At 48.2% G+C, this 21,923-nt stretch carries 17 protein-coding genes; 9 read left to right on the top strand and 8 right to left on the bottom strand.

Going from position 1 to position 21,923, the window contains the following annotated elements:
* Positions 1 to 276: 276 nt before the first annotated feature.
* Entirely contained in the window at positions 277 to 2,145 is a 1,869-nt protein-coding gene (locus KDK17_RS13645; RefSeq protein WP_257288282.1) for a hypothetical protein, read from the bottom strand.
* Positions 2,146 to 2,243: 98 nt separating this feature from the next.
* Positions 2,244 to 4,124 (bottom strand): hypothetical protein, encoded by a 1,881-nt coding sequence (locus KDK17_RS13640; protein ID WP_257288281.1) that lies wholly within the window; start codon positions 4,122 to 4,124, stop codon positions 2,244 to 2,246.
* A 146-nt stretch (positions 4,125 to 4,270) separates the two neighbouring features.
* Here KDK17_RS13640 and KDK17_RS13635 point away from each other — a divergent pair, with 146 nt between their 5' ends.
* Positions 4,271 to 5,404, top strand: a complete 1,134-nt coding sequence (locus KDK17_RS13635; RefSeq protein WP_257254892.1) for a hypothetical protein — start codon at positions 4,271 to 4,273, stop codon at positions 5,402 to 5,404.
* Between the two features lie 29 nt (positions 5,405 to 5,433).
* Here KDK17_RS13635 and KDK17_RS13630 read toward each other — a convergent pair whose 3' ends face one another.
* From KDK17_RS13630 to tsaD, 3 genes are read right to left on the bottom strand one after another with little or no spacing between them, the layout of a single operon-like run.
* Positions 5,434 to 5,931, bottom strand: coding sequence for a 2-amino-4-hydroxy-6-hydroxymethyldihydropteridine diphosphokinase (locus tag KDK17_RS13630; protein ID WP_257254893.1), 498 nt, complete (start codon positions 5,929 to 5,931; stop codon positions 5,434 to 5,436).
* Positions 5,928 to 6,293, bottom strand: coding sequence for a dihydroneopterin aldolase (gene folB, locus KDK17_RS13625; RefSeq protein WP_257254894.1), 366 nt, complete (start codon positions 6,291 to 6,293; stop codon positions 5,928 to 5,930). The genes KDK17_RS13630 and folB overlap by 4 nt, the downstream gene beginning before the upstream one ends.
* Positions 6,286 to 7,341 (bottom strand): tRNA (adenosine(37)-N6)-threonylcarbamoyltransferase complex transferase subunit TsaD, encoded by a 1,056-nt coding sequence (gene tsaD / locus KDK17_RS13620; RefSeq protein WP_257254895.1) that lies wholly within the window; start codon positions 7,339 to 7,341, stop codon positions 6,286 to 6,288. Before tsaD ends, folB begins: the two co-directional genes overlap by 8 nt.
* Positions 7,342 to 8,005: 664 nt before the next feature.
* Between tsaD and rpsU the strand changes: the two genes are divergently transcribed.
* From rpsU to KDK17_RS19610, 3 genes are all read left to right on the top strand, one after another.
* Positions 8,006 to 8,221, top strand: a complete 216-nt coding sequence (gene rpsU, locus KDK17_RS13615) for a 30S ribosomal protein S21 (RefSeq protein WP_034839300.1) — start codon at positions 8,006 to 8,008, stop codon at positions 8,219 to 8,221.
* Between the two features lie 86 nt (positions 8,222 to 8,307).
* The gene (locus tag KDK17_RS13610; RefSeq protein ID WP_257288280.1) at positions 8,308 to 8,430 is read left to right on the top strand and encodes a hypothetical protein; all 123 of its coding nucleotides are present in this window, start codon (positions 8,308 to 8,310) and stop codon (positions 8,428 to 8,430) included.
* Positions 8,406 to 8,804 (top strand): GatB/YqeY domain-containing protein, encoded by a 399-nt coding sequence (locus KDK17_RS19610; protein WP_373691596.1) that lies wholly within the window; start codon positions 8,406 to 8,408, stop codon positions 8,802 to 8,804. Before KDK17_RS13610 ends, KDK17_RS19610 begins: the two co-directional genes overlap by 25 nt.
* Here the strand turns inward: KDK17_RS19610 and KDK17_RS13605 are convergent.
* Positions 8,758 to 8,916 (bottom strand): hypothetical protein, encoded by a 159-nt coding sequence (locus tag KDK17_RS13605; RefSeq protein ID WP_257288279.1) that lies wholly within the window; start codon positions 8,914 to 8,916, stop codon positions 8,758 to 8,760. The genes KDK17_RS19610 and KDK17_RS13605 overlap by 47 nt on opposite strands.
* A 176-nt stretch (positions 8,917 to 9,092) precedes the next feature.
* On the opposite strand from KDK17_RS13605, the gene KDK17_RS13600 reads away from it, so the two are divergent.
* The 5 genes from KDK17_RS13600 (at position 9,093) to KDK17_RS13580 (ending at position 17,376) form a co-directional block, all read left to right on the top strand.
* Positions 9,093 to 9,644 carry a hypothetical protein gene (locus KDK17_RS13600; RefSeq protein ID WP_257288278.1) on the top strand — a complete coding sequence of 184 codons (552 nt, stop codon included), beginning with the start codon at positions 9,093 to 9,095 and terminating at the stop codon, positions 9,642 to 9,644.
* A 322-nt stretch (positions 9,645 to 9,966) separates the two neighbouring features.
* On the top strand, positions 9,967 to 11,916 hold the full coding sequence (gene dnaG, locus KDK17_RS13595; RefSeq protein ID WP_257254898.1) for a DNA primase: 1,950 nt from the start codon (positions 9,967 to 9,969) through the stop codon (positions 11,914 to 11,916).
* A gap of 461 nt (positions 11,917 to 12,377) precedes the next feature.
* A complete protein-coding gene (gene rpoD, locus KDK17_RS13590; protein ID WP_257254899.1) occupies positions 12,378 to 14,201 on the top strand; it encodes an RNA polymerase sigma factor RpoD in 1,824 nt (607 codons plus the stop codon).
* A gap of 266 nt (positions 14,202 to 14,467) precedes the next feature.
* Positions 14,468 to 15,859, top strand: a complete 1,392-nt coding sequence (locus KDK17_RS13585) for a C2 family cysteine protease (protein ID WP_257280668.1) — start codon at positions 14,468 to 14,470, stop codon at positions 15,857 to 15,859.
* Positions 15,860 to 15,990: 131 nt separating this feature from the next.
* Complete coding sequence (locus KDK17_RS13580; protein WP_257288277.1) at positions 15,991 to 17,376, top strand: C2 family cysteine protease; 1,386 nt, start codon at positions 15,991 to 15,993, stop codon at positions 17,374 to 17,376.
* A 37-nt stretch (positions 17,377 to 17,413) separates the two neighbouring features.
* On the opposite strand, the gene KDK17_RS13575 is transcribed toward KDK17_RS13580, so the two are convergent.
* Positions 17,414 to 18,934 (bottom strand): hypothetical protein, encoded by a 1,521-nt coding sequence (locus KDK17_RS13575; RefSeq protein ID WP_257254624.1) that lies wholly within the window; start codon positions 18,932 to 18,934, stop codon positions 17,414 to 17,416.
* A gap of 240 nt (positions 18,935 to 19,174) precedes the next feature.
* The gene (pnp, locus tag KDK17_RS13570; protein WP_257254623.1) at positions 19,175 to 21,271 is read right to left on the bottom strand and encodes a polyribonucleotide nucleotidyltransferase; all 2,097 of its coding nucleotides are present in this window, start codon (positions 21,269 to 21,271) and stop codon (positions 19,175 to 19,177) included.
* Between the last annotated feature and the right edge of the window lie 652 nt (positions 21,272 to 21,923).

The following is a 21,923-nucleotide window of genomic DNA, read 5'->3' as shown; positions in this document are numbered from 1 at the left end:
ATAAGGGGTAGAGTCAGGCGATGAAGTTGACCCCAGATGGCCCTCTTTTTCGGAAATTTCTGACAGGTTGTCTGTTAATGTATGCCGGTTGAGCTTGGTAGAAAAATACCGGTTTGGAGAAACTGTATTATAGTCAAAGTCAACAACAAAACGGCTACCAAACAGTTGAGCCTGACAAACGACAGATAACGACTGTAGCAGAAAGAGCGATACCGCAAAGTATGAACGTTTAATAATTCTATCCTTGCATTCTAATATACAGAGAGAAAGGATAGATCATCTCATGAAAGGATGGGTCTCAGATCGGGGACTGAGGTCACTGTTCTGGTCCTGATCAACAGCCCTGCGTTTTCGATGCCTTCCTTTATGGTTCGACAAGGCTTTGGCGTTCTGGCAGACTACCCCGCATCGGTACTTGAGCCCATCCGTCCCAACCAATGTTACGTCGCAGGTTTTTTTCCCACTGTGGTATCTGCTTTTGTGATCCCGCAGAGCTTGAGCATTCCTGCAGACCTTTGCGCATCGCCGCTGTTGTCGATCCTTATCAACCACGACCAGGTCACACATTTTTTGCCCTGAGTGGTAGTTGCTTTTGTGAGATGACAGCGCTTGTAGATTCTTGCAGACCTTTCCGCATGGCCATAGCTGACCATCTTCTCCGACCATGTTCACGACGCAGGTCTGTTGCCCGCTGTGGACACTTCTTTTGTGTTCCACCAGATTGCGAGAATTTTCGCAGGCCATTCCGCATGGCCGTTGCTGACCATCCTCTCCCACTACTGTCATTTCACAGGTTTTGTGCCCGGTATGGTATCTGCTTTTGTGAGATGACAAAGATGGAGCATTCTTGAAGACCGTCCCGCATGGCCTCTGTTGGCCATCCTCGCCGACCACAGTCAGGTCACAGGTTTTTTGACTGCTGTGCTCTCTTTTTTTGTGATCCGACAGGGCATGGGAATTCATATAGATCCTGCTGCAGGGCCGCTGCTGACCATCTTCCCCGATCACAGTCACGGTACAGGTTTGTAGTCCGGTATGTGCTTTTCTTTTGTGCTCCCATAGGCCTTGTGCATGCTTGAATATCTTCCCACAGAGCCGCTGCTGGTGATCTTCTCCGACCACGGCCACGTCACAGATTTTTCCCCCACTATGGTATTTACTTTTATGAGTCGACAGGGAAGCAGCATTCTTATAAACGCTCCTGCATGTTCGCTGCTGACATTCCTTCGCCACCACTGTCAGGTTGCAGTTCGCCCGCTTGGCAGGATTCATTGTATCGGCTACAGCAGCACCTTTTGAGCCTGAGGCGTCCCCGTCTGAGACGACTCCGTCCACAGGGTTGCGACGACAGCAATATCTATCAGCCATGGAGGGGCATGAGCTTTTTTCGGATGTTACCTTTGTACATCCTGTCGAACTTTCTACGGAATTCAGCGCTCCGCTATCGGATGAGTCGAATGATGGTCGCAATTCACAAACGCCACGACAAGGATGGACGAAACAATTGAAACCCAGAGTATGTGAGTGTTGTTCAGGGCCTTCGTTACCGTCACCAGAGACCGAATGCAGAAGGCCTGTGAAATAGCCTGCAAGGTGAGTGGTTGTTTTTGGGGCTTGCCGGTTAGATGATTCTGATGGTGGATATTGTGGCTGGCCATGTCCGGAGTCAAACATCGCAGTGGTGGCCGCAAAAGGGTAATGCTGACCCGCCTGTTGTTCAATCAGACTATGCGACGGTGAATTAGGATTCCTATAGTTTTTAAAAAGCCAACCGACGATGACAACCACTTCTATGGGTAGCCACGAATAAGGGATGGCGCTTATAGAGGCATCTTTGGTGGACAGGATCAGTTCGTAAGCAACCAGTAAATGGGTGAAGTAAAGCCATTGCCACGAAATCGTTTCAATGATGGTCGTTTTTATTCCATAACTATCAGCTCTATGTCGTTTTTCTTCAGGCAGCAAAGTTAATCGTGCGTAGCCGTCTGTATCGGTAATGCCTGGCAGGTCGCCCGGCAATGTATGCAAGTCAGGTTTTGTAGAAAACCTCTGGTTTGGAAAAACTACATTCTGCTCAAGCTCGACAATAAAGGGTCGTGTCAGCGATTCGGCCTGACAGGTGACAGACAGGAATAAAAGAAGCAACAGTGGTGCCGCAGAGAGTGAATGTTTAATAATTCTATCCTTGCATTCTAATTTACAAAGAGGAAGGATAGATCACCTCATAAAAGGACGGGTGTCAGTTATTCATTCACTTTACCTCCTTTAGAACTGAGGCCATTATCCTGGTTCAGATCAAAAGGCTTGCGCTTTCGATGCATTCTTGTGTGCTCGGACAGGGCTTCCGCACTCTTGCAGACTTTCCCACATGGGTGTTGATGCCCATCCAGCCCGACCAATGTCATGTCGCAGTTTTTTTGCCCGATGTGGCTTCTTCTTTTGTGATCTGAAAGGGCTTGAGCATTCTTGCAAACCTTTCCGCATCGCTGCTGCTGGCCATCCTTATCAACCACGGTCAAGCCACACTTTTTTTCCCCTGAGTGGAAGTTGCTTTTGTGAGATGACAGAGCTAAAGCATTCTTGCAGGCCTTTCCACATGGTTGCCCATTGCCATTCCCCCCGACTACGGTAACGTCACAGATTTGTTTTCCGGTGTGGATTCTGCCTTTGTGATTCGACAGGGCCTGAGCAGTTTTGCAGACCATTCCACATTGCCGCTTCTTGCCATCCCCGCCGATCACGGTCACCTCACAGGTTTTTTCCCCGGTGTGGACTCTGCTTTTGTGAGATGACAAAGCTTGGGAACTTCTGCAGAGCTTCCCGCACGGCCTTGGCTGGCTATCCTCCCCTACTACAGTTACGTCACAGGTTTGTTGCCTGGTGTGCTCTCTTGTTTTGTGATCCGACAGAGCTTTGGCACTGATGTAGATCTTCCTGCATGGCCGCTGCTGACCGTCTTCCCCAATCACGGTCACGGCGCAGATTTGTGGTCCGGTGTGTGCTTTTCTTCTGTGATCCGACAAGCCTTGAGCATGCTTGCAGACCTTTCCGCAAGGCCTCTTCTGACCATCTTCCCCAACCACAGCCACGTCACAAATTTTTTCCCCGCTGTGGTATTTACGTTTATGAGACGACTGGGCATTAGCATACCTAAAGACTGTCGCGCATGTTCGCTGCTGACTCTCCTTCCCTACCAAAGTCAGGCAGCAGGTTGCAAGCTTTACAGAGTCAATTGTATCGGTTGCACCAGCACCTATTAAGTCTGAGGCGACCCCGTCTATGGCGATTCCGCCTTCAGAGTTGCAATGGTAGCCATGTCTTTTGGCCAAACGGGAGCATGAGCTTTGTTCGGGTATTACTTCTTTGTGTCCTGTCGAACTTTCCACGGAATTCAGCACTCCGCTATCGGATAAGTTGGATGATGGTCGCAACTCACAAACGCCATGACAGGGATGGACAAAACAATTTAAACCCAGATTATGTGATTGTTGTTCAGGGCCTCCATTACCGTCGCCAGAGTCCGAATACAGAAGACCCGTGAAATAGCCTCTAAGGTGATTGTTGGTCTTTATGGCTTGCTGGTCAGATGATTCTGACCGCTGGCCCTGTTGTTGGTCATGTCCAGCGCCAGGCATCATAGTGGTGATTGCAAACGGGTGCCCCCCATGAGCCAAAATAGATGCTGTCTCTTGTTCAATCGGGTGAAACAGCGTTGAATCTGGGCTCCAATAGCTTTTTATAAGCCAAACGACAGTAATGACCACCTCTACCGGTAGCCGTGAATAAGGCTTGGAACGTAGAGCTGCGCCTTTGGTGGTCAGGATCAGTTTGTAACCAACCAGCAGGTGAGTGGCGTAATGCCATTGCCAGAATATCGACTCAATAAAGCTCGTTTTTATCCCGTAACTGTTAGCTCTATGTCGTTTGTTATCAAACAGCACGTCTGATCCTGAATACCCGTTTGTATTAGCAATGATTAACGGGCTGTGCGTCAATTTATGCTGGTCACACGCTATAAAAAAGTTCTGGTTTGGAAAACCTGCATCCTGCTGAAGCTCGACAATAAAGCGCTTTGTCAACGGTTTGGCCTGACAAACAACAGGCAACGACAGTAGCGGCAACATCAGTGCCATAAGGAGTGAGTGTTTAATAATTCTATCCTTGCTTTTCGGTTTACAGAAGGGAAGGATAGAACACCTGATAAAAGAGATTTCTACAACAGCATCCGAGCAGTTAAGATATTTTACTCAGCGATACAGACAGAGGTGACATGAAAATTTTTCTGGTCGGCGGTGCCGTCCGAGACAAGTTACTGAATCTTCCGGTCAAAGATCACGACTGGGTCGTGGTTGGCAGCAGCCCTGAGCAAATGACCAATAAGGGCTTTCACCCTGTTGGCCAGGACTTCCCGGTCTTCCTTCATCCTGACAGCAAAGAAGAATATGCACTGGCCCGAACCGAAAGAAAGTCGGGTCACGGTTACAGCGGCTTTGTTTTTCATACAGCCCCCGACGTCACACTGGAAGAAGACCTGATCCGCAGAGACCTGACCATTAATGCCATGGCCCAGGATGATCATGGCCATATCTATGACCCCTATGGCGGCCGAAAAGACCTGGAACACAAGCTGCTTCGCCATGTGTCCCCGGCCTTCCAGGAAGACCCCCTGCGCATTCTGCGTGTAGCACGATTTGCTGCCCGGTTCCATCATCTGGGGTTCAGGGTGGCCCCCGAGACTCTTGACTTGATGACCTCTATGGTAAAAAGAGGTGAAGCCTCCTATCTGGTTCCCGAGCGAGTCTGGCAGGAAACCACGCGCGCCCTGTCCGAGCCCGCCCCTGAAATCTTTTTTGAAGTACTCTCGAACTGCCATGCCATGAATGTAGTCATGCCGGAATGGGTTCCTCACCTGAGAGAGAATTCGACTGGCATAAGAGCACTTCGGACAGCAGCCACTCAACAAACGTCCTGTGACGTACGATTTGCAGTCACCTTTGCGCCCGAAAAAGAACTCTCCGGAGATTTACTTACTGCACTGGTTAAACGACTGAAAACACCTTCCCAGTTTGCAGAACTCGCCAGCCTGACTTTTCGGCATAGTGCTTATTTAATCGAGCACGCTGAAGACAAAACAGCAGAACAGTGGATGACTCTGTTTGAAAACACCGATGCATTCAGGCGGACAGAACGCTTCGAAGCCTTTCTGAGAGCCAGCAGCTGCATTGCCGAAACTCAAGAAAGGACACTCTCCGAAAGCGACCAGAACAGGATAAAATCCTTGCTCACTCTCTGCCTTTCGATCAATGCCAAAGAGATTGTTGCCCGGGGCTTTAAGGGCAAGGCGGTGGGTGAAGAACTAAGAAAAACGAGAGTGTTACAAATGCAGAAACAATTGGATCGTTAGAATCCTTGAGCCCCTCAAGGGGCTGATGATCAGACAGCTTCGAATTCAAGCTCAGGCAATAGGCAAGGCTGATTGCCAAGCTTAACGCCTTTTTCAAACGCCAGATTAATAGCACCGGTAAAAACACTGATTGGCCTGCCCCTTTGAAAATTCCATAACTGTTTTAGCAAGGGCCGATAGTAAACTTCCTCGATGGCGCTGACCTTCACTTCGCGGACATCCTCAACCACCTGAAGAATATCGAGATCAGCCCGGCATTTGAGGCTGCCTCTGACTCGCCCTAACCGGTCTTCTATCTGCTTGCACCAGCTGTTAATCAGGGTCGATGACGCTTCGCTCTCAAAACAGACGACAGCATTATAATAATCAGCTACTTTCTCCTTTGTCATCGCGTTACCCTCGGCAGACGTTTGAATGAGGCTGCTGACCAATAGCGTACCAAACTGCTGGCGAAGGGCCTGAATCATCTGCCAACAGTTTTTCTCGGCCTCATCATTGGAGCCTATCCCAATGTAAAAAAGTGTCATGGCTGGCGCATCTCTTCCCTGGTTCGTTCGCACCACACGGAGGCTAAAGCACCTCTCAATGCCTGCGGTTTGCGGATCAGTACACCGACCCGGCCAACATTGAAATTCGCCTGAATCAACTGAATGATCCCGCCCGCCAGAGCTTCCAGCAAAGCGTATCGGGACGTTTCGCAAAAGGCTCTGACAGCTTGACTGATAGCATCGTAATCCAGGGCATCGTCCAGGTCGTCAGAACGAAATGCCCGGGAAAAGTCAGTTTCCAGTTCTAAATCGATCATCAGAGGCTGAGGTGCTTCGTGCTCAAATTCGTAAACACCAATCACAGCACGGGTTTCCAGCTGTTCGATACGAACCTTATCCATTGTTACTGCCCTCTGACTTCAAGTTAACGGCTTCCAGTGTTTCCATATTCCAGCGTGGCATTGGGGCCACTTCAAGAAGCTCCGTCTGACCAGCAAGCAGACGCTGGCAACCGGCGTAGGCGATCATTGCGCCATTGTCTGTACAAAACTCAGCCCTGGCGTAACGAAGGCTTCCGCCTTCTTTTACTGCCATGGTTTCAAGCTGATTTCTCAACCTGCGATTGGCACTCACACCACCGGCAATCACCAGCTGTTTCAAACCGGTCTGTCTCAGAGCCCGACGGCATTTGAATGCCAGAGTATCGACCACGGCATCTTCGAATGCCCAGGCAATGTCCGCTCGATCCTGCTCGGTCAGCTCACGTTCTTTTTTGCAGGCAGCCACAGTATTGAGCGTAAAGGTTTTCAAACCACTGAAGCTGAAGTCCAGTCCGGGGCGATCGCACATCGGCCGGGGGAAACGGAAGCGTCCTTCGGCGCCCTTCTGCGCAAGATTAGAAACCCTGGGACCACCGGGATACCCCAAATCCAGCATAGCTGCCACTTTGTCAAAAGCCTCGCCGGCGGCATCATCTATAGACTCGCCCAGCAGCTGATATTGACCAATACCATCAACCCGTACCAATTGGGTATGACCACCTGACACCAGTAAGGCAAGAAAAGGGAACTCAGGCGGGTTTTCTTCCAGCATGGGAGCCAGCAAATGCCCTTCCATATGATGGACACCCACGGAAGGAACACCCAGTGCCCAAGCCATGGAACGACCTATACAGGCTCCCACCATCAGGGCACCGATCAGGCCCGGACCTTTAGTGTAGGCCACGGCATCAATCTGCTCGCGTGTGATGACGGCTTTTTCCAGCACCTGATTAATCAGAGGAAGAACCCTCTGGATATGATCTCTGGAGGCCAGTTCAGGCACAACACCACCGTACTCGGTATGCATTCCAATCTGGCTGTATAGAGCATCTGCCAGCAACCCTTTCTTACTGTGATAAAGGGCAATGCCTGATTCATCGCAGGATGTTTCAATCCCCAGCACTATCATCTTTAAAACCCACTACTGTTTTCATCAAAAGCTGTTTCCGCTATAGCAATGCCACGATCGGTGAACATCGGCCTGTCAGATATACTCAAAGATCCTGTGGATTACCTTCACCCGGACAGGTTTCCAGTCCATCAAAGTCAGCATAAATAACAACAACCCGGATAATAAAAACCAACATACAACGTCACTGCCCACTTCCTGCAGCAGGGTCTGGGATGATACTGCAAAGCAGCCTTTGCGGGAAATGCCAGGCACAGCAACCCCGGAGACTCTTCAAGGGATGAAAGCAGGTCGGGTTTTTGCATTTATTGAAAATAGTCTATAGAATTCCCACCCTTAAAAATACGCGGCTAGTCTGGACATTTTTTCAGACTTGTTTTGCGGGTCGGAATTAGCTTCTTCGCACGGCCCTTCAGGGAATCAGCCCTGCTGATCTCCGGGAAAAAGTGTGAATGCTCAACCGGTTACTCTTTATCTGGCGTGACTCATTTATTATGAAAACCGCCAGATCAGGGAATAAATCCTTGCCCGGCCAGCCTTGGTCCGGGATTAAAAGGCAAAGTTTTCTGAAGGAGAGTAGGTGGTGCCAATAGCAAATGTTGTGATGCCGGGCTGCAAACCTTTATTAATGTACTCACTATTTTTATAGGAAGGTGATCTCTGCATGCCTGCTGTTAAAGTTAAAGAAAATGAACCGTTTGATGTAGCGCTGCGCCGTTTCAAGCGCTCTTGCGAAAAGGCTGGTGTACTGGCTGAAGTACGTCGTCGTGAACACTACGAAAAGCCTACCTCCGTTCGCAAGCGCAAGGCGGCAGCAGCTGTCAAGCGTCATTTGAAAAAACTACAGCGCGAACAGCGTCGTCGCGAGCGTCTGTATTAAGACCGGATTTCCGGTTTTGATAGCTTCGACCCCCAAATTTCTGCTCGAAACTTTCTTTCGGGAAAGTGACGTGTTGAGGTAAGAACATGAGCGAATGTCAGGCCAAGGAACAACTGACTGCTGCAATGAAGGATATCATGCACTATCGCGACAGGGTTCACCTGGGTACCATTGCCCGGCTCTTATCGAGCTTAAGCGAGTCGAAGTAGACGAAAAGTCGATTGACGACATCCGTGCCCTTGCAGCACTCGACAAGATGGCCAAGCAACGCCGCGATGCCAGCAACCAGTTCGAGTCTGCAGGGCACCCCCATCGGGCTCATCAGGAAAAACCGGAACTGTCCATCATTCCGGACTTTCTGCCTTTCCGGCTCAGCACCAAAGAAATCAGCCAACTCGCCTCAGCAACCATTCGCGAAAGCGGAGCCCGGAGTACGCGCATGATTGGACTTCTTCTGCCGCAGGCCACGATATACCCAGCGACCAGATGGACCGGCTTGGTTAGCGAAAAATCATCTGGACGCCATGCTCTGCAGTCTACGGATCATGCAATAAACATCGCAGTGCAGAGCGGCGCTGAGTAGCAATGCTACCAAAGTCCTGAACGGTACACTGTCGATCTTCACCGATATAAGCGACGGTGGTTTTTGAGTTGTGAGTGTCCAAGCCGTGAAAAAGGGTGCTATCTTTACTCATCACTGGCCTCCGATTATTCCGTTTTACCTTTTGCGGCAGAACCGTTTTTTCGGCTCTGGCAAAACCAGCCAGCGTTTCACTCGGAGGCCCTCTTACCTTTCAGTGAGAGTCGTAATGTTTATGTTCTTTTTTTCTGGAATATAGATTGATGATTCACGAATATGAGCCTGTATACGATGATCTCTACAAAAATCGCTGTTCTATCATCTTTGTTTTTTGCTTGTACTTCTTTTTCCTCTGAAGAATCTTTCATGGGAGAATGGGAAGGGCATCAGGATGTTACTAACTATTTTTGCAGTATATTATTTACCTATCAATCCGATCTTGAATATTCAAATGATCAATATTTTTACGTACCTTTATCGGAGGGCATCATACTTGAAAAATATCGCTCAGGCTCTTACGGCCAATACTCTTTGGTGATTTATGATAAAGCCAATGGTAAATTGGTTGATTATCAGAGTTACAAGTTGTGGTTTTATATAGATGCTATTAATCGTAAAGATGGAGTGAGCACAAAAAAAATGCTGTTATTAACCGGCTTGACAGATTCTAACAAATTTGAGGACAAAGACTTGCCAACGGATATTTTGACAGCATTTTACAATTTAAATATTCAGCCTTTAACTGACGAAACTCTTTCCATTGGTTTGATTGAGCATATAAAGGGAAATTTTAAAAGCTGTACAGTAACAAAAAAAATCAGACCCTTTGAGCACGAGCTTTAGTGTCCCCGCAGAGAATTAGAGCAAGAGGTCGTTCAGGAGGTCGGCCTGGAGTAGCGTCTGTATTTTTTTGTACAATCGTACGGTCAAAAAAGCATACAAAGTTCACAAGACAAAATTTTCATACGTTCGATCAAGCTAATAAACTGCAGAAACGTTCAGGCAAATCCTTAACCGGACCCGTTCTGAGCAAATCCGTCATCAACGCTGGCAACAATCGCTGACAACCGCCCAGTGACGATGATAAGATCAAGTCACTGTTTCAGGTGCCGGTCTGTTTACTTCAATGGCCGACGCTCACACTTATAGGCATATATAAGCATTTATGGCCGGACGCATCCCCCAGACATTTATTGATGACCTGCTGAACCGCCTGGACATCGTAGACATTGTTGATAGCCGGGTAAAGCTTAAGAAGACTGGCAGAAACTACTCCGCCTGCTGCCCTTTCCATCAGGAGAAAACCCCCTCATTCACAGTCAGCCCTGACAAGCAGTTTTACTATTGCTTTGGCTGTGGTGCCAGTGGTAACGCCCTGGGCTTTGTCATGGATTTTGATCATCTGGACTTTCCGACAGCCGTGGATTCCCTGGCCAGCCTGGTCGGACTGGAAGTTCCCAGGGAACAACACAGTCAAAAACGCGGTCCGGATCACAGCCCGCTGTATGAACTGATGACCCAAGCTAACGCTTTTTACAACGAACAATTGATTCAGGCTTCTGATGCACCACGAGCGATCCACTACCTGAAACAGAGAGGACTGGACGGTCAAACATGCCAACGTTTCGGTATCGGCTTTGCCCCACCGGGCTGGGACAACCTTCAAAACCATCTGGCAGAGAATCAGGAGAAAGAAGACCTGCTGGTTAAGACCGGCATGCTGGTGGAAAAAGAAGAAACCAAAAGCCGTTATGACCGCTTCCGCGACCGAATCATGTTCCCTATCCATGACACCCGTGGACGAATCATCGCTTTCGGTGGTCGGGTATTGGGGGATGCCAAACCCAAATACCTCAACTCTCCCGAATCCCCTATTTTCCATAAGGGACGGGAGTTGTATGGACTTTACGAAGCCAAAAAACACAATCGTCACCTTGAACGCATTCTTGTCGTGGAAGGCTACATGGATGTTGTGGCTCTGGCTCAGCAGGGAATCAACAATGCTGTTGCCACCCTGGGCACTGCAACGACCCCGGATCACATACAGAGACTTTTTAAAACCGTATCGGAAGTCGTATTCTGCTTTGACGGCGATAGTGCAGGCAGACGAGCAGCCTGGCGCGCCCTTGAATCGACACTTCCTCATATGAAAGACGGCAATCAGGCACGCTTTCTGTTTTTACCCCAGGGAGAAGATCCTGACAGCATGGTCAGACAGGAAGGTGCCAATGCCTTTCTGGAAAGAATAAAAGCCACAGCTCTCAGCCTCGACACCTTCCTGTTCCGGGAGCTTAGTGACGGTATTGACCTTAATACCATGGACGGACGTTCACGGCTGGCCAACGATGCACAACCTCACTTGCACAAGATTCCCGACAGTTTGTTCAAACAGATGATGATGCAGAAGCTTTCAGAAATCACCGGTTTGAATACTGACACCCTGGCAAGCTACTTAAATGAAAAGAATGAACCCGAGCCTGCCGCCGACTCTGCATACGACAACCACCCTATACCTGCTGAAGCCGACTATTATCCGGAAACACATTATGAGCCTGAGGCCGTCCAAAGTTATCAACCTCAGATGCACACTTTCGAGCGCAAACCCTTTAAAAAAGATTTTAAGGAAAAGTACGAACCACCCGTTCCTGCCCCATTAAAAGTAGGTCGATCCCTTTATGCCATCCGCCACCTGCTCTGTAACCCTGAACTAGCGGCCGATGTGAAATCAATCAGTGAGCTGGAAGGCGATGAGCATCCTGATACACAACTACTCATTGCCCTGATCAAAACGCTTCAGGAACAACCTAAGCTCCCAACTATCGCCCTGATTGCACAATGGCACGGCACCCAACACGGCATCCGACTTCAGGAAATTGCATCATTGGAGCTTGGACACCAACCTAACGACCAGGAATTCCACGAAGCGATAGAGCGAATCAGGGATACGGTCCGGGAGCTTGAGCACAAACAGACGACACTCTCTCTGAAACAGACTTTTTCACAGAAGAAGCCAGGTCAGATAGACTCGGCACAACGTAGCATTCTGGAAGCTCTTCTCGAAAAGCAAAAGAAAAAACTCGGTATCAAACCCACAACCACCAACACCAAAAAATAGCCTTCTGACAACCTCAAAAAACCGAGCAGTCAACGACAAACGCCTTTTTTTCAGCCCTTGTTGTAAACAAATTGTAAATTGCTTTTTATCGCTTTATTTATGGCGACGCACGTATTTTTAGGTATATACTTGGACTTCACTGTGCCATGTGGGAAGCCGTTATTAACCACACACCTGATTCTGAATCCGGTCTGAAACAGCAATGAGCGAACAAAGCATCTAACTGACTCACCTGTTGTGAGAGGGTGCTTTCACGGTAAAAAAGCCAAGGAAGGGGATCCTCACCATGTGTTGTTTTTCATGGACCGTTTTTCCGGTGCCCCGTCCACTGAACATCGTGCAGATCCACGAAAGTGTACTCTTTTACACATTATTGTGGAAAACCTCATGTTTTATGAGCTATAATTGCCTGCTTACGTTTTTTTCGTCCGGCACTCCACTTTCGCTGTTAAAGGGTTGATATGTCAGCTAACTCGCAACAACAATCCCGACTGAAAGAGCTTATCTCTCGCGGTAAGGAACAGGGATACCTGACTTACGCTGAGGTAAATGACCATCTTCCTGAAGACATCTCCGACCCTGATCAGGTTGAAGATATCATTCGCATGATCAATGACATGGGTATTACCGTCTACGAAACAGCGCCGGACGCCGATACCCTGTTGTTGTCAGAAGCCGATACCGATGAGGCTGCTGCCGAAGAAGCAGCAGCAGCTCTTGCAGCTGTTGAACAGGAAGCAGGTCGAACCACTGACCCTGTACGCATGTACATGCGTGAAATGGGCACGGTCGAGCTGCTGACTCGCGAAGGCGAAATCCAGATCGCCAAACGCATTGAAGAAGGGCTGCGTGAAGTCATGTCAGCTCTGGCCAAATTTCCTGGTTCCGTTCAGATTGTTCTGGACGAATACGATCGGATTATAGAAGAAGAAGGCCGCCTGACCGATCTGATCAGTGGCTATATCGATCCAGATTCCGAAGAACCTGTCGCCCCTCCTGCCCCCTCTGTCGAGAACATCGGAGAAGACTTCGACGATGGTGACTCTGATGAAGATGAAGATGAAGACGCTGGCGGCCTCGACCCGGAAGAAGCCAAGGAGCGCTTTGATCTCCTTCGCGCAGGCCATGAGAAGGTTCTAAGCACTCTCGAAAAGCATGACTTTGGCTCACAAGAAGCCAAAGCTGCAATGGATGAGCTGACTCTGGCCTTCATGCCCCTGAAACTGGTGCCCCGTATTTTTGACATGCTGGTTTTTCGCATCAGAAATACTCTGGACACTATTCGGGGCAATGAGCGTGCGATTATGCAATACTGCGTTCGCCGCGCGAAAATGCCTCGCAAGATTTTCCTGAGCACTTTCCCGGGCAACGAAACCAGTCTGCAATGGATTGATGACATTACTTCCGGCAGCGCTGACTATGCTAAAGCCATTAACCATTACAGGGATGAAATTGTTCGTGCTCAGAAAAAGCTGATCACCATTGAAAAGGAGTTCGGCTGCACGCTGGTCCAAATCAAGGACATCAATCGCAGAATGTCTCTGGGCGAAGCCCGTGCCCGTCGCGCCAAGAAAGAAATGGTTGAGGCTAACCTGCGTCTGGTTATTTCCATCGCCAAGAAATACACCAACCGTGGCCTGCAATTCCTCGATCTGATTCAGGAAGGCAACATCGGCCTGATGAAAGCGGTAGACAAATTCGAATACCGTCGCGGATACAAGTTCTCGACCTATGCTACCTGGTGGATTCGTCAGGCTATTACCCGCTCCATTGCGGACCAGGCCAGAACAATCCGTATTCCGGTTCACATGATTGAGACCATCAATAAGTTGAACCGTATTTCCAGACAGATGCTACAGGAGATGGGCCGTGAGCCCACTCCCGAGGAACTGGCTGTTCGGATGGAAATGCCAGAAGACAAGATCCGCAAGGTACTGAAAATCTCCAAAGAGCCTATCTCCATGGAGACACCGATCGGTGACGATGAAGATTCCCATCTGGGTGACTTTATCGAAGACGCGACGATTCAGTCCCCTATCGATCGTGCTACCGGTACAGGTCTGAAAGAATCTACCCGCAACGTGCTGTCTGGCCTGACAGCTCGTGAAGCGAAGGTTCTGCGCATGCGCTTTGGTATCGACATGAACACAGACCACACTCTGGAAGAGGTGGGCAAGCAGTTCGACGTTACCCGTGAACGTATCCGTCAGATCGAAGCCAAAGCTCTGAGAAAACTGCGTCACCCAACGCGCTCGGATCACCTGAGAAGCTTCCTGGACGAGTAATATCTTCCTGCCCTCAAGTGCCAGAAAAAACCGCACTTCTCAGCTTTGAGAGTGCGGTTTTTTTATGTCTACCCATCATCATCTGATTAAAGTAAACCGCCTATCGTTGGTCGCTCTGCTAACAAGGGTGTCCATTTCACTGACCTATATATGAACTCTTAGCTGCCTCCTGCCATCTAATGTTTAACAGGTCGCGCGCAACCTCGGCCCACACCAGAGGCTTCTGCGTAATACCAACAAGGTTCTTTTCAGGGAGGTAAAACGTTATGGATCGATTACAAGCTCTGTTACTGACCAGCCTGCTCTTTTTTTCTGCACAGGTTATTGGTGGGGAATTCTCACCCGGCTACCCGGCGGCATACCGCCACTTCCCAGAGCTGGCAGGTGCACTTGATAAAGACTTTGATGGCCTGCTCTCCTACGATGAGTTAATTGAGGGCTACCATGCTCCGTATCTGAACAAAGACCTTTACCAAACCATCAGGCTGTACCTTGTTAATTTCGAGTCATGGCAAAACCCCGTCACCGCTTCATTAAGCAGGGAGAGCATTGAACTGGCTGAACTGTCGGGGCAAGTCGCAAAGTATCACTATGAACAGGACAATAGTTTCTGGGATGCCTGGCTTGCAAAACCCGAGCGGCAACCATTTGCCGACACTTATAGAAGACTTTTTCCCCACGGTCTGACCAGTATTACTCCAGACAATCTCCTGCAGGGGCATTTTCCAGATTGTGTTCTGATTGCCTCGCTGGCTTCAATTGCCAGCTCTGAAACCGGAAAAAGACTGATATTCAATTACTTTCATACGCCGGTTGATGAACAGGAATTACGCATTGCTTTTCGCGGCATTCGTACTGGCGTGTTTATTCAATTCAGGGAAGTAATGCATCACTCAGACTTTGCCAAAACACGCGATGGCGGTATCTGGCTGGCTGTATTGGAAGCCGCTTACGCACATCTTTCGAAAAGGTTCATTAATAGTCGTCGACAAGATGAGTGGGCACAACGCAAATACGGTCAATACTCAGAACTGAGCGGGTTATATGAGCAGCATGCTTTAGCTGTACTAATGAGTTCAGACTCCTATTACATCAACCCGCAACTTCAAACTCAGGAACGATTGAGGGAGCAACTCAACTCTTTTGTTGATAATGAAAAAGCAGCGACTGTTTCTATTAACCCATCAGTTTCAATTCACTTGGAGTTAAGGCCGTTTGCAGGAATCAAAACCCTGCATGCCTATAGCCTGATTGGCTATGACAAAGAAAAAGATATTGTTTATATCCGTGACCCTCATGGCGAGTCTGATGCGGTTACAAATATCTATACCATTAATCGACACATTCAGCCTCTTTCCTCAAAAGATAGCGAAATATTTGAAGTCATACTCAACTATCCCGGCCTTCCTGAAAGCGGATTATCTTACGGACTGACGAAGCCTCGATTGAACAACTTCCTTAATCAAACTGTGCCGGATATGATGGACAGCGTAGCCAATGGGATAATCCCTTCCAATATTCTGGGATTCATGCCTATTTCTGAGAGAAGTGCTGCCAGTACCGGCATCATTGAAATGACCCTGGAACAGTTCATTAATACGTTTAATTTCATGCAGATTAGCCAGTGCGAACCGTACCAATGCCCAAATAAACAATAACCAAGCGGGCCAGTTGGATATGAACTATTCTTTGGACCTGCTGTTATCTAATGGTTAATTAGCCTTGCCGAAAATCTTGATCAGACCAGAAAGCATTACACAATAGCAAGCTGATTTTTACAGGGGTCAATTTGATAGATCGATTACGCACTTTATTAATGGCCTGTCTGCTCTTTTTTTCTCTCCAGGTTTTTAGTGGGGAACTTTCACCCGGCTACTCGTCAGCATATCGCTACTTTCCAGAGCTGGCGGACGCCCTTGATGAAGACTCTGATGGCCTACTCTCCTACGATGAGCTGATTAAGGGCTACCATGCTCCATATCTGAACAAAGAGCTTTACCAAACCATCAGGCTTTACCTTGTTAATTTCGAGTCATGGCAAAATCCTGTCACCGCCTCATTAAGCAGGAATAGCATTGAGCTGGCCGAACTTTCGGGGCGAGTTGCAAAGTATCACCACGAGCAAGACAACACCTTTTGGGATGCCTGGTTGGCACAACATTCGGAGCAACTGTATGTCTACCCCTATAGACGACTTTTCCCTCACGGTCTGACCAGCATCACTCCGGATAACCTCCTGCAGAAGCGTTTTCCAGATTGCACTCTGATCGCTTCGCTGGCCTCAATAGCCAGTTCTGAAACCGGAAAAAGGTTGATATTCAATTACTTCTATACCATTGATGAGCAGACATTTGGTATTCTTTTTCAAGGCATTACTACGGGCATCCTGATTCAATTCAGAGAGATTGAGCACCACCCATACTTTGCTAAAACACGGGATGGTGGTCTCTGGCTGGCTATGCTGGAAGCCGCATACGCTCAACAGTCGAAACGCTTCATTAATAGAAGACGACATGATTACAAGGCACAATACAAATATCATCTATATTCGGAACTGAAGGGAGTCTATGAAACAGATGCTTTCCCTATTCTAATGGGGTCGCATAACAACCTCATCAACCCGCAATCACTGACTCAAGAGCGACTGAAGGAACGACTCAACTCTTTTATTGATAATGAAAAAGTAGCAACTGTTTCTATCAACCCATCCTATTCAGCCCGCTTGGGGCTAAGGCCATTTTCAGGAATCAAAACCAAGCACGCCTATAGCCTGATTGGTTATGACAAAGAAAAAGATATTGTTTATATTCGCGACCCTCAAGGTAAGTCTGCTGCGGTTGAAAATATCATTACCATTATTAGACATAAACAGCATCTTTCCATAAGAGATAACGCAATATTTGAAGTCATGACGAACAAACGCGGCCGATCTGGCTACGGAGTCAGTTATACCATGACGGAGCCTCAAATAAATTACCTGCTTAATCAAGCTAATCTGGGGGTGATTGACATGGACAAGAAAATAACCTCTATTGGAAAACCCAAGTCTACTTCTGAAAGAAGCCCTGCCAATACCGGCATCATCGAAATGAGCGTAGAGCAGTTCATTAGCACGTTTAATCTCATGCAAATGAGTCAGGACGGGCCATACCAATGCCTGAATAACAACAATTGACTCCCACACCAACACAACCCTTTTGACTCGCCCGTCATTACCTGACCAGAATTTCAAAGTCCTTTGAATCAACTAAAGCGTGAGAGTCTCCGCAGGGCGTTGCAAATGACGCTTTACAGACCTTGTCCTTCCCAAAATACTTGCCGTAGGTTTCGTAACCGTTATTCTTAAAACGACAAAAATATTGCGGCACTTTGATTATTTTTTTGCCAGAGTTTGAATAGCTGTAACCGGCAATAATAGCCTTTTCTGGCAGATCACCCTCAAAAGCCTGCCAGCGAATATAACCACCAATCACAGGTCTCAGGTAAGAACCAATAGTGCCATCCTGATTAGTAGCGACGTAGCCACTTTTTCCACTGGTACCTATGTATCTACAATACTTATCAGGTCCCTCCCCTGCCAATGATCCCAAGATAAACGCTTCGTAAGGCTCTATGGGGGAGCAAAAGTATGTGTAAGCCTCAAGATTGGCCACTCCTTTGAGACCCTCTTCTGATGTCACTGTTTGCCATATAACGGGAGACCGCGTGGCTGGACGGGCTTTCTGTCGCACAGGGATAAAATGGGACATACTGCCTGCTGGATTAGCCTCAGCTGTCAGGCCTGAGCATCCATAACCGCTTCTATGACCCCCATCGCTGTACCATTGGGTTCCGGGGCTGGAATCACTTTTACACAAAGTTTCATGACGCAGACTTCCAGACAACAGCACTGTCGATGCAAAGGGTGCCGGATGCTTGATCCTTTTCCGAAATCGGTAGGTGACGCTGTCGTAAGTAACATTGATCTGATAATATTTTTTGTCAGTGACCAGAATGTCTCTGGGCAGTAGATTTTCATCCCCCAAAGAGTCCGGGAAAAGACCTGTTTCACGACTCGATAAAAGACATCCGCTGACATTATCGGGTGTATTGGCCAGCATACCAACCAGGGTGCTGGCCCTACCATTCTGCATAAACTTGACTCGACAGAATCCGGTCAGTTGGTCATCATTACAGCGGGACTCTTTGGCTAAAGGCTCTGGCAGTGGGGAAATACAATATTGTCTTGATGACCCGTAGGGATAAGCCGGATTATAGCCAGTGTTTAATGGAAATAGAGCTGGCTCTGGCTGGAGACCGCCTTCATTAGTGCCATGATTAGGGCGCAATGAGGGGTCATCAAGAAAAGTTGCCCTTGCCCAAAGATACGTCAGCTTTCTCTTAGCGTCAGCGTAGTTATCCTCACTGACATCAAAAGGAATCAGGTTGTACTGATCGTGCATCGCTTTCTGAGACGGCTCAGGAACCTCTGTGGCCTGCAATAGCGGACTGGTGCTGTTGATAACACCACCTTGACTTGATGAGGAATCCACAGAATTTCTTTTCTCAGCTTTTGACTCGCCCGACGGAGACATCGTTCCCAAAACGAGCGGAAGAAGCGTTTTATTTTTTGATTGCTTTGAATGTGAGTCCGTGGGCCCTCCGTGCCGTTGCTCACTGGCAAAAGCAATTCCGTAGTGAGTCAAAGCGATGGATAAGATCAGCGCGCTCAGAGCCCCTAAAACTTGTCTCATGCCCAAGCTCCTCGACCATAGTTACGGCAAAATCAGGTTAAAAACCTGTTCGTAACACTCGATAAGGGGGTAAGTATAGTGTTGATTTCAATGATAAATAGAATATAAATGACTTATAAAAACTTATTCTTATGAAATCTGGCTCAGAGTATGCGGGTTCAAGAATTTAGCTGTGTGGTATGGAGATAGCAAAACAGGAGCCACTGACTCCTGTTTTTTTAGAAAGCCTCGCGTTTAAGATCAGCTTTGCTGTTCTCTTGCACGCTCAACTTCTTTCATGCTCAGTTTTATACGACCACGAGAGTCTATATCCAGCACAACAACGTCAACTGTCTGACCAACTTTCAGGTAGTCAGTCACATTCTCAACACGCTCATTGGCGATTTGAGAGATATGCACAAGGCCGTCTTTACCAGGCAGTACGCTGACAAATGCACCAAAGTCCAGAATACGGGTAACTTCACCGGTATAGATTTTACCAATCTCGGCTTCAGCAGTAATGCCGTAAACCATGTCGTAGGCAGCTTTGGCTTTTTCACTGTTCTCGGCAAAGATCTGAACCATACCACTGTCGTCGATATCAACAGACGCACCGGTTTTATCGCAGATACTGCGGATAGTAGAACCGCCCTTACCGATCACATCACGAATCTTGTCCGGATCAATTTTCAGAGACATGGTCATAGGCGCATTGGGGTTCAATTCTGAACGGGCAGTACTGATGACCTTGTTCATCTCACCGAGGATGTGCAGGCGAGCCTGCATAGCCTGTTCCAGGGCTATCTCCATGATCTCTTCTGTAATACCAGCAATCTTGATATCCATCTGCAGGGCTGTGATGCCTTCAGAGGTACCAGCTACTTTAAAGTCCATGTCACCCAGGTGGTCTTCATCACCCAGTATGTCGGTCAGAACAGCGAACTGATCACCTTCTTTAACCAGACCCATGGCGATACCGGCAACTGGCGCTTTCAGAGGAACACCTGCATCCATCAGAGCCAGGGAAGAACCACAGACAGAAGCCATAGAGCTGGAGCCGTTGGATTCAGTGATCTCGGAAACAACTCGGATGGTGTATGGGAACTCATCCTGACTCGGCAGAACCGCCTGAACACCACGACGAGCCAGACGACCGTGACCAATTTCACGACGTCCAGGCGCCCCCATGCGACCACACTCGCCCACAGAGTAGGATGGAAAGTTGTAGTGCAGCATGAATGGGTCTTTGACTTCCCCTTCCAGATTATCAACGATCTGAGCGTCACGGGACGTACCCAGTGTCGCGGTAACAATAGCCTGAGTTTCGCCACGAGTGAACAGGGAAGAACCGTGAGTCTTCTGCAGAACACCGATCTCAACACCAATGTTACGAACCGTCTTGGTGTCACGACCATCTATACGAGGCATGCCGTTGATAATGTTGCCACGTACAACATTTTTCTCCAGCTTGCCGAAAGCCTTTTCAACATCAGAAGCGTCGAACGCACTGTCTTCAGCGATCGCTTCCATCACTTCCTGACGCAGTGTTTTAACGGCGGCAGTACGATCTTGTTTGATGGTGATCTGGTAAGCTTCACGCATCTTACCTTCGAAAGCCGCTACTTTTTCTTTCAACTGGATGTTCTCAGCTGGCGCTTCCCACTCCCAGCGAGCCTTGCCAGCCTCTGCAGCCAGCTCCTTAACGGCCTGGATGACGGTCTGGTATTCCTGGTGGGCAAACAGAACCGCTCCCAGCATCTCGTCTTCTGTCAGTTCCTGAGCTTCAGATTCAACCATCAGAACAGCGTCGTTAGTACCCGCTACCACCATGTCCAACTCGGAAGTCTTTAGTTCTTCATAGCTTGGGTTTAGCAGATAACCTTTCTCTTCGTTGAAACCAACACGGGCAGCACCGATCGGACCATCGAAAGGAATACCGGAAACAGCCAGGGCTGCAGAGGTCGCTACCATGGCCAGAATGTCCGGATCATTCTTCTTATCAGTGGACATGACTGTACAGACAACCTGTACTTCGTTCATGAAACCTTTAGGGAACAGAGGACGAATAGGACGGTCGATCAAACGAGAAGTCAGAGTTTCTTTCTCACTTGGACGGGATTCGCGCTTCAGGAAGCCACCCGGAATTTTACCGGCAGCGTATGTTTTTTCTTGATAGTGAACGGAGAGCGGGAAGAAATCCTGACCTTCATTCGCCTGTCGGGCTCCGACAACAGTTGCCAGAATAGCAATATCGCCCATCTTGGCCAGGACAGCACCCGAAGCCTGACGAGCAACACGACCGGTTTCCAGAGTGATGGTCTGGTCACCGAACTGAAATGTTTTAATTACCGGATTCACAACGTTTTCCTATTAAGTGTGAACAAACGAATACAGTACCCGGTCATAGTGGTGTGACAGATGCAATTCAAAACCCTCTGGATAACTTAAAGACCCTGCCTACCCAGACAGACTTGGAATTGCACCCTCTACTGACAACCAGGGTGCTGACAAATAAGTACCTAACAAGATACTTAAGAGAGCGGAGATCCCGCTCTTTAAAACCTTAAAAACAATGTCGTCTTTATGGTTCTTTTAACCACAAGAAAAGCTAAAACTTTATTATACACTGTATTGCAGTAAAGATTTCACAGCCTGACTGCAATACCTTGCTGCTCTTCTGCAACAGGCTGATTTTTCTTATGACCGACAAAGCAAAACACCGCCTGCCTCACAATGGAAGCCGGCGGTGCTTTGACTACACAGAAACACATTAACTGGCTTCGAAGCTGCAATTCGTTCGAAGCTGTTTAATCCACTTCTGTCTAACCCTGAGTTGAACACAAAATTTCAACTCAAAGCATGCTACTACGTCTGGGAGGCTGACCGAGAATATTGCCCGCCTGGGCTAGCCCGTAGCGAGGACGGAAAAATTGGGGATGAAAATTCGGTTTTGTAAGGAGAATAGCGAGCTATTTGACGAACAAAAGCGGATTTTCAGACCAATTTGCTG

It is taken from the genome of Endozoicomonas sp. SESOKO2, from assembly GCF_024606245.1.
Lineage (GTDB): Bacteria > Pseudomonadota > Gammaproteobacteria > Pseudomonadales > Endozoicomonadaceae > Endozoicomonas_A.
Note: the sequence above shows the minus strand (reverse complement) of the source record. Positions and strands in the feature narration are given on the sequence as shown.